The sequence below is a fragment of the Okeania sp. SIO2B3 genome (assembly GCF_010672525.1).
Classification (GTDB): domain Bacteria; phylum Cyanobacteriota; class Cyanobacteriia; order Cyanobacteriales; family Microcoleaceae; genus Okeania.
Window position 1 is genome coordinate 1 of sequence record NZ_JAAHGH010000110.1, and the last position, 12,526, is coordinate 12,526.

Below are 12,526 nucleotides of genomic sequence, written 5' to 3' on the forward strand. Positions count from 1 at the left end.
TTAGGCGTTTAAGTAAAGATTATGAGGTGTATTCAGAAGTGAGTGAGGCCATGATTTATGGTTCCTTAATCTGCCTAATGGTCAAGAGATTAGCTAATTTAACATTTACTTTATAAATCAGCTCTTAGACTAAACATCAAGATTTATCAGAATAAACTAACTTATGTTATTTAATTCTGACACCTTGAACCATACCAATAAATTGAATTATTAAATCATAAATAATATTTATTTTTTTTAAAATATATATTATTTTGTAATATAAGTGATATTTCCTGCTACTCCCCTGGTTGCTTCTCCTTGAGGTACGGGTATGAGAGTAATATCATGTCCGGTTGAACAGTTATAAATAAACGACTAAGGAGTCAGGAGTCAGGAGACAGGAGGGTAGAAAGAAGAAAATAGTATTGGTGGTCACATCTGTTTTGGCAGTCGGAGTCACATTTCCGGCGTTACCTTTTTCTGAAAATGACTGAATGGGTTGGGTAGCTTGAATTTCTCCTTGTTGACTGATGATGCTGATATTGCCTCTTCTATTTTTCGTAGAGAACACAAACAAGACAATTGGTATGTACATCTTTCTACTTATGTACAAGAAATTCCAGTAATTCATACTAGAAAAAATGGTTGTATAGGCATTGATTTTAATGCCGAGTTGATTTCAGTTACTTATGTTAAGTGGGATGGCAATATTGAATATTTAGAAGAGCTACCTTACCAATGGAAAAATCAAACTACTGGGCAACGACAAGCAACTATGAGGAATATTGTCGCGACTATTGTCAAATTAGCAGATTTTTTTGAGTGCGCTATTGCTATTGAGTCTCTGGATTTTACCAAGAAAAAAGCAAAGATGAGTGAGGAAAGTAAAATTTATAATGCAATGCTTTCTAACTTGTCTACAGGAATGTTTAGAGAGGCTTTAGAGTCATGCTGTAGAAGATTTGGGGTTGAATTAATCAAAGTTAACCCTGCTTTTACTAGCGTGATCGGAATGGTTAATTATATGGCTAAATACGGCCTAAATAGTGGTACTGCTGCTGCTTTAGTCGTTGGCCGTAGAGCCTTAAAGTTATCTGAAAAAATCCCGCAGTGTTTGTTGAGACCGGAGGATGTCAACAAACATGATTGGAGTCATTGGAGGCGAGTTGCTAGTTTTATTAAACTACATCGTATTCGCCGGACTCAACTTTTTCAATGGAGGAAAGCCCTTGAGGGTATCCTAACCCATAGCTTGTGGGCGGAACATCAACTTTCACAGCAAGTACACATTGAAACGGGTGAGCCACGAAATCATTTGCACTCACCGATGGCAAATGTCTAGCTTTGTCTAGTTTTCAAGAAGGTGAAATTAGTAAGTCTATCGCGTTGATAGTAATATTACCTCCCGCTTCAGTGTTAGTTGCACCTTCTCTTGCTGTGGCACTAATTTGGGCATCTTCTCCAATAGTTAGTTGCCTGGTGTTTATTTCTATGTTTCCGGCTTGGCCTTTGTTATTAGTTTCTGTGGTTAGAGTTGTTCCGGTTTCTAAAGTGAAATTTTGAGTATTAATGTTGATAGCTCCAGCATTTCCTTGATCTTCCGTGGAAGCTGATATAGCTACTCCATCAGATAGCGTGAGGTTTTGGGTATTGATATTGATAGCTCCAGCATTTCCTTTGTTTGTCGTTTCGACAGAGATCCTACCATCCCCTCTAATATTTATACTTTCTGGGGCACTGAGGTTGATATTTCCTCCATTGCCTGTGGAGGAGGTAGAGGCAGAAATAAAACCGTCGTTGCTGAAATTAATGTTGAGGTCTGGGTTGTCTTCGTAGGGGCTGAGGGTAAGGGTGCCAGCGTTTGCTGATGCTTCGGTTTCGGCGAATATTCCGAGCTTTCCTGTAATATTGAGTTCGTTGCTGTTGATGGTGATATTGCCTCCGTCTCCGGTGCTGGTTGCACCTAATACTACTGTGGCACTAATTTGGGCATCTTCACCGATATCTACAGTGTTAGCTTTGATGGAGATGTCTCCTGGTGCACCTGCTGCATAAGTTTCTGTGATTAGGCTAGTGCTTTGCTCTAGGTTGAGCTTGTTTGCTTGGATGTCGATACTGCCTGCGTTGCCGCTGCCTTCTGTATTGGCTCGGAGTTGGCTTTTGTTTGTCAGTTGAATGTCTTGGGGGGTTTCGAGAGTGATGTTGCCAGCGTCTCCTTGAGCGTTAGTGATACTTAGGATGTCGGTGTTGTCGAGGGTGATGTTTTTTTGACTCTCGATGTAGACATTTCCAGCGGGTAGGTCTCCTTTGGTGTCACTTTCGATGGTGACGTTGTTGAGGTTGAGGTTGCCTGAGCTGAAGATATTGACGTTTCCTGATTGGCCTTCTGTGCTGCCTACGTCTACTTCTATTATTTCGCCAGGTAATTGTATAGTTACTTGTTTACTGGTGATGATCGATCAATCATTCAGTAGAAGGTTTCCTCTTGATTTATTTTCTATTGTTACCTGTCCTGACTCGGAGTTGCTAGATAGTGTCAATATTTCTGCATTGCTGAGGTTGTTGGTGGTAATGTTAACGTCTCCACCTTTTCCGGAGTCGTTTGTTCCCACTGAGAATGTGTTTATTTGCAGTTGTTCTATGTATGGGAACTCTCGAATGTTAAGCTTTACTGTGTCCGCATTTAGAGAAATTGTGCCTCCATTCCCCGATCGCCCTTGACTTGAATAAGAATAGGAATTAAGTAATTCTGTTATTATAGTACCTCCAGCAGTCATAGTAATATCTCCTCCATTCCCTGAATTACTATCAGAACCAGAGGCAGTTGAATTAGAAGAAATGGTTTCTGTCTATACTGATACTACCAGCATTACCACTACCCTTGACTTCAGTAATTCCATCCTCATTGACAAAAAATTCACCTGATTTTGTAATAATCTCTGCCGTAGTAATATCCCCTACCGCATTTATTTCTATATTCCCCCCATCCTGATCGATAGATGAAGCATCTAAGGAACCTGTAAGAATATTTCCAGAAATAGCATTAAGGTTGATAGCACCTCCATTTCCTTGACGAGAAGCAGAGTTAATTGCTCCTGTAACAATACTGTTGTTAGCCTTCAGATCAATTGTTCCCCCATTACCATTTTCACTGAAACTACGGACATTTCTTACACTAATATCACCATAAGTTGCTTCCAAGTTAATTGCTCCACCATTTCCACTACCTCTTCCTCCTCCACTGCGAACAAGAGGACTGCGCAGTAACAATTGCGTACCTGTGGCAGTTCCCCAGGAAGCAGTATCACCTGCTCTGTACAAAGTGCCTTCACCACTACGCCTGAAGAAAGAGTCTCCATCAGGAAAAGATTGAACATTACTATCTCTAATCCTCAAAGTCCAAGTTCCATTAGGGTTTTCTCCATTAAAATCTGCTAAATTTCCTTGGGGACGATATGTACCATCAAACGGATCACTACCAGAGCTAATACTTGTAGAAGCATTATCATCCAATACTGTATCCTGAAAGTTTTGTCCACCACCACTAACACCTGCAAACAATTTTACTTCCTTTCCTTGAGGTGATTCGAGATTGACTTCTAGGTTGGAAACTGAAGAATATTCCACAGAAAAACGTACATCTAAATTCTCTACATTTCCTAAGTCATTATCTACAGTAAAAGTAAAAGTTGCAGTGTCATTGAGAATTTGCGTAATAGGCACAAAATAATCTTGGCCTTCAATAGTAGCAATATAATAAGATTCCCCCTCAATAATAAAATTACCTTCACTGTCAAATTCAATATCAGAAAAATTGACAGAATTTACTGGTATTAGTCCACTCTTATCCTCTACTTCTGGTGGTATCACTCCACCCTCATCCACATCTATAGTTGCCAGCAACTCTCCACCAGAATAAACTGGCAACCAAGAAGTATCAATATTCCCCAAAACAATACCAGCACCAGCAATAGTCAAATTCCGCCCATTGGTCTTAATAGTATCCACACCATTCTCAAAGGTATTCGGGTTGCTGCCAACATCCGCTTCATTATCCAACATGGTCACAGCACCAATTCCATCCCCATCCACATCTGCCAGAAATTCTATCTCTCCTTCCCCAGGCAGAAATTCCAACACATCATCTGCTATATCTTCAACTGTAATATCATTTGTCGCCTCCAACTTAACATCCGCATCCCCAGAAGTTTCATCAAATTCATCATTTATTGTAATATTCGTTCCAGACAAAGAAACACTTTCCCCACTAGCTGTAATTCTGCTACCCGTAGCAACAATATCTCCCGTAGCTTCAATATTAATTGCACCACCTGTACTACTATCAACTTCTGTATTTTCTCTAGATGCCACCTCAGAATTATTCTCTGTAGTAGAAATGCTTTCTGTTAAAGTCACATTTCCTGCACTCTGAATTTCTATATCTCCACCAGCAGTAACAATACCATTGACATCCTCACTCACATCACCAATATTCACATCTCCCAAACACATCAAAAAATGCTCCACCACTGCCAGAAATAGCTTCTAAATTTTCCACATTCAACTGCAAAGGTGCATCAGTTAAACCTATTCCTCCACTGCCATTTGTTTCAAATAAAACACTACCCGCATTAATAATTGAATTCTCAGAAGCTCTGGCAATATTTCCCCCATTAGCATTAACTAGAACTTGCCCTGTTGTTGTTAAATTTGCCAGATTTATATCCCCTACTTCTCCTAAGTTTCCTAACTCAATATTAATAGTGCCACTTCCGGCATTTAATGTCGTTCCATCTAATTGATTTATTGAAGCTTTCCCCTCACTCCGATTAGCAAAATTCATATCATCATTATTGCCAAGCAAGTCAATATTTCCATTACCAATTGATGTGTCAATCTCGGCATTTATATTAATACTTCGGCCGGATTTTAATTCTACATAATCATTAGTTTCTATCTTTTCATTGATTGTTATATCGTTGTCGGCAAATAAAATTATATCTCCTGATAAATCCCCAATATTTTATGCGGAAATTGTCACATCAGAATTTTTATCTTGAGCAAAGGGGTCTATTGGTATTTCTGTTTCTGTTGTTTCTGAGTGATCGGCAATTTCTGTAGAAGTAACTTCTGTCTCTGAATTTGTATTTTCTGTGGTTTCTGAATTATCGACATTTTCTTCTGTACTTTCTGCAGATGCCACTTCCGAATTATTATCTACTATTTCTGTTTCTGAATTATCAATATTTTCTGTAGTGGGAGAATCTGTATTTTCTGTAGATGCTACTTCCGAATTATTATCTACTGTTTCTGTTTCTGAATTTTCAGTATTTTCTGTGGTGGAAGAATCTGTATTTTCTGTAGATGCTACTTCCGAATTATTATCTACTGTTTCTGTTTCTGAATTTTCAGTATTTTCTGACTCTCCCACTGTGATATTTTCTGGGTCTAATAATATTATTCCTGGGGTACCAAATGCGGCACTAACATTGACATTTCCATCAAATATTAATTGTTGTTTTCCAGATACTTCAACAAATCCTCCATTGCCAGAAATTTCTCCCCCTTTAGCACTAATATTTCCGGCAAAATCAGTTATTCCATCTGACCAAATTATTACTCTTCCTCCGTCACCATTTATAATAGCATTAGCAGAAATAAATGAGTTATTGTTTACAAATGTCTGCTGAGAGTTACTCACTATTCCATTGCCTTGAAAGTCGCCTCCAATTAATACTGTTCCACCTCCGTTGATACCATCAGCATGAATATTAGCATCAATAATTGCTACGCGATCGCCCAACACATTAATCTGTCCACCAAGATTCCTATTTCCCTCCTCATAGGGGTAACTAGGAAGGGTGGATACATCTATATTCCCAGAGGCAAGTACATCTCCTGGAGTATCAGCAACCAAGGTATTTGCATCTATCAACACTACATCACCATCAGCGTTAACACTCATGGATGTAGCATGAGTTTCATCAACAGGCCCAAGCAGACTTAAACCAACTCCAACAAGAAAACTTAGGAGTTATTGTTACTTATCCGACTCTTTTAGAAGCCTATACTTTAGTTTTGTATCGTCTAGGAAATGAAACTGCCAGAGCATTTTTGCAGTTAATAACACTTTATTCTCTGTAAAACACAATATTGATAGGTTTTTCCAGGAATACAAAAAAAGATGGAGAATTGATATTAGTCAAAATTCACCTCTACTGGTGCGACAGCGTTATGTGATGTGGATAAATGGATGTTTAAAATATGACATTTTTGACTTATACCGCAAAACAAATCAAGAAATTAGTCTCGATATTCCAGTAGGTGAAGAGCAAAAATAAAATTGGATCAACTTATTAGCTAATGAAGGGTTTAATTCCGGCTGGCTTTAAGTTGCGATTATTGACAGAAAATGGAGAAAATTTTGAAAATAATGAAGCTGTATCTACTCATGCTGTAGAAAAGCTGTATGTAGATGTAATTTTAGAACCAGGGGAAGGTTTAATCTGGGAAATTGAGCCGATTCCTGATGATTTTAGTAGAGAAATTTTGCGGTTTTAGTTGAGTTCCATATTTGAAAAATATTAGGCAAATAGATAGTAATGAAAAATCTGATACTGTTAAATTAATCAACAGTATCAATTTCCTATTTCCATAATTTTTATCATCTTAGATATTTCCAATAATTAACCTGAAATTATTTGAAAAATATCCTTAAATATTAATTTAAGAAAAAATATATTAAACAAAGATTTCAGATGGAGTTTAATACCATGCTTTGGCAAGTAAGGTACGGTTTTTTTGGGCGAATTATTCAGATTGGCGATATGCCAGTCGAGTATAGTTTTTGGGGTCGTATTTCTTCTATTGGCAATCTGAATATTACTTACGGCTTTTTTGGACAAATCATTACAATTGGTCAGATGCCCGTTAATTATGGTTTTTGGGGTCGTATTACTTCTATTGGTGATATGAACGTCTACTATGGCTTTTTTGGGCGAATTATTACAATTGGTCAGATGCCTGTTAATTATGGTTTTTGGGGTCGTGTTACTTCTATTGGTGATATGAACGTCTACTATGGCTTTTTTGGGCGAATAATTGAGATTACTATTTGTAGAGTTTCCGCACCAGTAAATGGTAGCTTGAGTCCTAAACAAATTGCTGCTCTAATAGCTATATTCGTTCAAAATGAAAAAATAAAAAGACGGCGCAGAAATTGAATCTTTGACAGACAGCAAAACTAACTTTAAAAGACAGCAAGAGTAAAAGTTTGACTATTTTCATACATATCTAAATTAATCATCTTTGAATAAAATTTCATCAACTTTACAGAGTAATAAGTAGAACAACAAATTACAGTAAAAAAAATGACTTAAGGATAGTTGTATATATTGTTTATCAGGAGCAAATTTGATGATTAATATTTTTGCAATTCATCTCAATGACGAAGAAGATGACCCTCTTATTCCACCAAAATAATTGAATAAAAATTCTAAATTAAACGAAGAATAAGTAACAGATAACAAACATTCTTCAATGTTATTAGAGGAGAAAAACTGAGTTATTAAATCCTCTATAAGTAATTTAATTTTAGGAGGATTTAAATACTCTTCTAAAGAGCTGACCGCTGATTGCTGAACTGCTGAATGCTTATTAAAAAATCATGGACAATAAAATTATTGGTACTTTTCTGATACTTCTGGGAACTTCAACAATTTTTCCTCAAACAGCGATTCCTATTATAGAAATAATGACACCAATTCTCAAACTTATAGAAGAAATTTATGATCACCAAAATCCCTACCAAAAACCGGAAAGCAAAAACTATAAACAAAAATATCCAGTTATTAATTCTGTTGAAAAATCTCCATCTTTCAACTTTAGTAACTCCAGCCAAAACCTTCAGTCTATAAATGGAAAAAAAGTTACTTCCTCTGGTCAAAGTGGACAGTTTTTGGGAAAAGTTGACAGAATCAGGATTCAGAAAAAAACAAGTAGTCAAGATAGCGGAGTAGTTGCGATTATTTGTTGGAATGATGGAATTCAATCCAATGTTTTATTCTTAGAAAATTCCCGCGTTCGGGTTTGGACAAATCAAATTGAATATGGTGGCAAATGGTATTGGGATACAGAAGGTTATTTGCCTATCAAAATGGATCGGGGTTCTCAATATATTTTTAGGCATTGGTAAAATAAGGTATGAAATTTGGATTAAATAAAGATTTATAGTAGGGAAAAAAAGCTGTTTTCAATATTTGACTACTAAAAATCATACCATCATTTACCAACGCCTATTTTTAATTAAATAGACATCTCCAGAAAATCAACTTGCCCTTTATTTGCGATCAACTAGAGTGTAATAACTCAAAAAATCATTTTCCGTGTTTTTTTCCTAAAAACATCTTCCCTATTCCCTATTCCCTACTTTTACAAAAAGTCTATATCTTTTTTGGAGATGTCTAATGGAGTTTAAATAACAACTGATACTTTTGATGAACTTAGGCAATGTGTATTAATCCAACAACAGGCAACAAGAATTTCATTTTCAAAATTAAATGAGTTTTTTAGTCCGGATATCTTTATTTATTCCTAGTATTGATGAATATAATTTAATATTAGGAAGGAAGAGCTATCATTATCCACCAACTGTTACAGGGAGTAGGGAATATCTAATTATCATTTTTTTACTACCCTTGTTTAATATTCCATACCTCACCTGCACTGTCTAATTGGGAACTAAACCCTAACTAAATAATTGAACCTATACCACCACCTATTTCAAAGATATAGCAATTATCTCTGAGCTATTATGTATAATTTTTGCAGCACAATTTTAATCTGGTATATGTTTTTGATCGCTGCATCAATCACAACAATTCTTCTGTACGAGCGAGAAAAATATTCTTGCTAATTTTAGTACCTTCCTTGACGATCCACTTCAACAAAATCTCTAGATATCAACCCTAAAAATTGCGATATTTTTATCCTGATTTCCTAGGTAGATTCCGCAATTATCTATATAGAACCCCTGATCGTATCTTCATAAATATGCGCGTTTTTTTAGCCTTGAGACAGGAGAAAACCCACTCCTAACCTCTCCCAGGAGGAGAAGACAGGAGTTCATTAATTGATAATGGATAATGGATAATGGATAATTGATAATTACCTCTGGTTAAAACCGTTACGGAATTGAATATAAGGAATATTTTCTTTTCTTGGTCTCATGGATATGGCGCAGGTTTCCTCGCCATCCCACCCTACGGGAAGCTGCGCTTTTCATGTCGGCGACAACCGTTAGCGGAGCTTTGCGCTAGCAAAACGACCGCTTTTTTCCCCTTAAAAGAGGAGGCTTTAAACCAGAATTATTTAATTATTAATTATTAATTATTAATTATTCGGTAAGAGGGAAGATGTGGGGAGAAATAATACAAAAAATTCAACACTCCTTCAGATGATTTTTCCTCAAAATTGATGGGCGAAAAGACTTGACTACCATAATTAGATAGCGATCAAATGGGTTCTATATAAATATAGTAGGGAACAGTAGGAAAAATATTTCCCTGTCTAAAGAACATTATCAGCATAAATCTTAACCTATCTGTCTATTGCTATATATTCTATAATTTATTCTGAAATAAACTATGAATTTTCGTGAAATTGACGGCAGTAATAATAATCAAAATAATCCCGAATATGGTCAAACTGGTGAAAATTTACTTCGCTTTACACCAGTCGCTTATGCAGATGGAATAGAAGAATTAGCTAATCCTAATAACCCTAATCCTCGCAATATTAGTAATACCCTATTCGACCAACAAGAATCTATTCCAGACCCACGAAATTTAAGTGATTATGTCTGGGCCTGGGGACAATTTGTTGACCACGATATTACTTTGACTCACTTACAGTCCGGTAACGATGCTGAAAGTGCAAACATTTTCATTCCTCAAGGTGATTCAGTTTATTCCCCTGGGTCATTTATTCCCGTTACCCGATCGCTATTTGATGAGAAGACTGGCACTGATATTAATAACCCCCGGGAACACGCCAATGAACTCACTGCTTGGTTGGATGCAAGTCAAGTATATGGTAGTGATGAAGAGCGTGCTAACTGGTTACGCAGTTTTGATGGCGGAAAGTTAAAAGTTACTGACCATTCTACAGGAGATTTGCTACCTACTAGGGGAAATGACCCAAATGCTCCTGCTATGGCGATGGAAGAAAGTATTGGTGAAAGCACTTTTGTGGCAGGGGACGAGCGGGCAAACGAACACGCGGTCTTAACTTCGTTGCATACCTTATTTGTGCGAGAACATAACCGTTTAGCAGAAATTATTGATGCCACCCACACAGACTTACCCTCAAATACTGCTGCTCGCGATGAAGAGATTTATCAACGAGCGCGTAAAATAGTAGGGGCAGAAATTCAAGCGATTACATATAAAGAGTTTTTACCTTCTCTAGGCGTAACTCTCGATCCTTATAATGGTTACGATGCAAATGTTAATCCTGGTATCAATACAGAATTTTCTACTGCTGGTTTTCGTTTGGGTCACACTCTAGTTAGCGGAACTGTGCCACGTCTCAACGAAGATGGCACTACTGCTCCCGTTGGTGAATTAGATTTATTTCAAGGCTTTTTCCAACCAGAGCGCATTACCGAAGATGGAGGAATAGAACCTGTTTTGCGGGGTTTAGCTACCCAGGTACAGCAGCAGACAGACGCGAAAATAGTGGATGATTTGCGGAATTTGTTGTTTACTGGGGCACCCGGTGGTGGACCTGTGGCAAATGGTACAGATTTGGCAGCGTTGAATATCCAGCGCGGTCGCGACCATGGTTTGGCAAATTATAATGAGGTGCGGCAAGCACTGGGTTTGTCTAGGGTGAATGATTTTAGTGAAATTTCTTCTGACCCGGAAGTGGTGGCAGCATTAGAAGAACTTTATGGTGATGTTGATAATATTGACCAGTGGGTGGGGATGTTGTCAGAGAATACTTTGCCAAATTCTAGTATTGGTGAATTGAATGAAGCAATTTTAGAAGACCAGTTTGAACGCTTGCGAGATGGCGATCGCTTCTGGTATGAAAATGATGTTGACCTTGCTCAGTGGCAGTTAGGGGAAAATGGTACTGTTTCAGATTGGTTAGAGAATCTGAATTTATCGGATATTGTCAAGTTAAATACTGATATTGAGAATATTTCAGATAATGTTTTCTTTGTGCCTGATATTATTGTCACAAATACTAACGATAGTGGTCAGGGTTCCTTAAGAGAGGCGATCGCTAATGCTGAGTCTGGGGATACTATTGTATTTGACCCTAGTATTGCTGGTGAAACTATAAATCTGACTAACGGGGAACTGAGAATAGATAAAGACCTTCATATTGATGGTTATGAAAATAACCCGGTTAATATAAATGCTGGGGGTAACTCCCGTGTCTTTCAGATCGATGATGGTAACAATAGCATTCAAAGTCAGGTATCTATAGATGGAGTTGTTATCGGAGGTGGCAATGTTACTGGCAATGGTGATGATGGAGGTGGTATTTTTAACCGAGAAAATCTTACACTAAGTAACAGTACTGTTACAGGTAACACTGCAAATGAGGATGGTGGTGGTATTTTCAATGCTCAAACAGGTAATATTACCATTTCCAACACTACTATTAGCAATAACGAGACAAAAGAAGGATTAGCTTCTGGTGGCGGTATTTTTAATGGTGGAGAAATTAATATTTCCCACAGTGAAATTTCTCATAACTTTGCCAACGATACTGGAGGAGGTATTTACAACTGGAGTCCAGGAAATATTACGATTACGAATAGTACCATTACTGGTAACACAGCGAATAATGATGGTGGCGGTATATTTGTATATGGTGACACTGAGATTATCGACAGTACCATCAGTGATAATGTAGCTCTTTCCGCTATTGCTGATGGTGGAGGGGTCGCCGTTTTCGGTAATGCAGAAATCACAAACAGTACCATTAGTGGTAATAGTGCGAGAGATGATGGCGGTGGTGTTTATATCAAAGATAATGTTTTTGGCAATATTCCCACTGCCGTTATTACCAATAGCACAATTATTGAAAATACTGCGGTTTCAGATGGTGGGGGTATTTTCAATTTCGGTGTAGTTGAAATCGAAAATACCACTATTATCCAAAATAATGCTCCTGATGGTCGTGGTAGTGGTATTGCTAGTTTCGGAAATACTTCTATTACCTCAACAACTGTTACTTCTAGCACTGTTGCTGATAATGAAAATAGCGATATTGATTTTGTAACTCAGTCACAAAACTCTTTTATTAGTGGTGGTAATAATGTGATTGGTACAGGAAATGCTGTAGGTAACTTCAATGCTAGCACAGACCAAACTGGAGTTGAGAATTGGGAAGAATCTTCAAAAGACGAAGAAATTATCGGCACTCACCAAAATGACACCCTCATTGGCAATGAAGGAAATGACCAAATTACAGGTCGTCAAGGAAATGATTTATTAATTGGTGTCAATCCTGATAGTAATACTCCCGG

11 protein-coding genes are annotated in these 12,526 nt (G+C 37.4%); 7 read left to right on the plus strand and 4 right to left on the minus strand.

What is annotated here, in order from left to right; translation table 11 throughout:
* Positions 1-490 precede the first annotated feature (490 nt).
* The 3 genes from F6K15_RS32420 to F6K15_RS32430 all read left to right on the plus strand — a co-directional run bounded on the left by F6K15_RS32420 (position 491) and on the right by F6K15_RS32430 (position 2,037).
* Complete coding sequence (locus tag F6K15_RS32420; protein WP_293069429.1) at positions 491-1,324, plus strand: IS200/IS605 family accessory protein TnpB-related protein; 834 nt, start codon at positions 491-493, stop codon at positions 1,322-1,324.
* 2 nt (positions 1,325-1,326) lie between these two features.
* Positions 1,327-1,545, plus strand: a complete 219-nt coding sequence (locus F6K15_RS32425) for a hypothetical protein (protein ID WP_293069431.1) — start codon at positions 1,327-1,329, stop codon at positions 1,543-1,545.
* 288 nt (positions 1,546-1,833) lie between these two features.
* Positions 1,834-2,037 carry a hypothetical protein gene (locus tag F6K15_RS32430; protein WP_293069433.1) on the plus strand — a complete coding sequence of 68 codons (204 nt, stop codon included), beginning with the start codon at positions 1,834-1,836 and terminating at the stop codon, positions 2,035-2,037.
* Positions 2,038-2,441: 404 nt separating this feature from the next.
* On the opposite strand, the gene F6K15_RS32435 is transcribed toward F6K15_RS32430, so the two are convergent.
* The 4 genes from F6K15_RS32435 to F6K15_RS32450 form a co-directional block, all read right to left on the minus strand.
* Entirely contained in the window at positions 2,442-2,759 is a 318-nt protein-coding gene (locus F6K15_RS32435) for a hypothetical protein (RefSeq protein ID WP_293069435.1), read from the minus strand.
* A gap of 52 nt (positions 2,760-2,811) precedes the next feature.
* On the minus strand, positions 2,812-4,494 hold the full coding sequence (locus tag F6K15_RS32440) for a proprotein convertase P-domain-containing protein (RefSeq protein WP_293069437.1): 1,683 nt from the start codon (positions 4,492-4,494) through the stop codon (positions 2,812-2,814).
* Positions 4,466-4,846: a hypothetical protein gene (locus tag F6K15_RS32445; protein WP_293069439.1), complete on the minus strand. Its 381-nt coding sequence runs from the start codon at positions 4,844-4,846 to the stop codon at positions 4,466-4,468. Before F6K15_RS32445 ends, F6K15_RS32440 begins: the two co-directional genes overlap by 29 nt.
* 159 nt (positions 4,847-5,005) lie before the next feature.
* Entirely contained in the window at positions 5,006-5,947 is a 942-nt protein-coding gene (locus F6K15_RS32450; protein WP_293069441.1) for a hypothetical protein, read from the minus strand.
* Positions 5,948-6,345: 398 nt separating this feature from the next.
* Between F6K15_RS32450 and F6K15_RS32455 the strand changes: the two genes are divergently transcribed.
* From F6K15_RS32455 to F6K15_RS32470, 4 genes are all read left to right on the plus strand, one after another.
* Positions 6,346-6,543 (plus strand): DUF1822 family protein, encoded by a 198-nt coding sequence (locus F6K15_RS32455; protein ID WP_293069442.1) that lies wholly within the window; start codon positions 6,346-6,348, stop codon positions 6,541-6,543.
* A gap of 212 nt (positions 6,544-6,755) precedes the next feature.
* On the plus strand, positions 6,756-7,205 hold the full coding sequence (locus tag F6K15_RS32460) for a hypothetical protein (protein WP_293069444.1): 450 nt from the start codon (positions 6,756-6,758) through the stop codon (positions 7,203-7,205).
* A 443-nt stretch (positions 7,206-7,648) separates the two neighbouring features.
* A complete protein-coding gene (locus tag F6K15_RS32465) occupies positions 7,649-8,176 on the plus strand; it encodes a hypothetical protein (protein ID WP_293069446.1) in 528 nt (175 codons plus the stop codon).
* Between the two features lie 1,450 nt (positions 8,177-9,626).
* Positions 9,627-12,526, plus strand: a 2,900-nt coding sequence (locus F6K15_RS32470) for a peroxidase family protein (RefSeq protein ID WP_293069447.1), incomplete at its 3' end; no start/stop codon positions are given.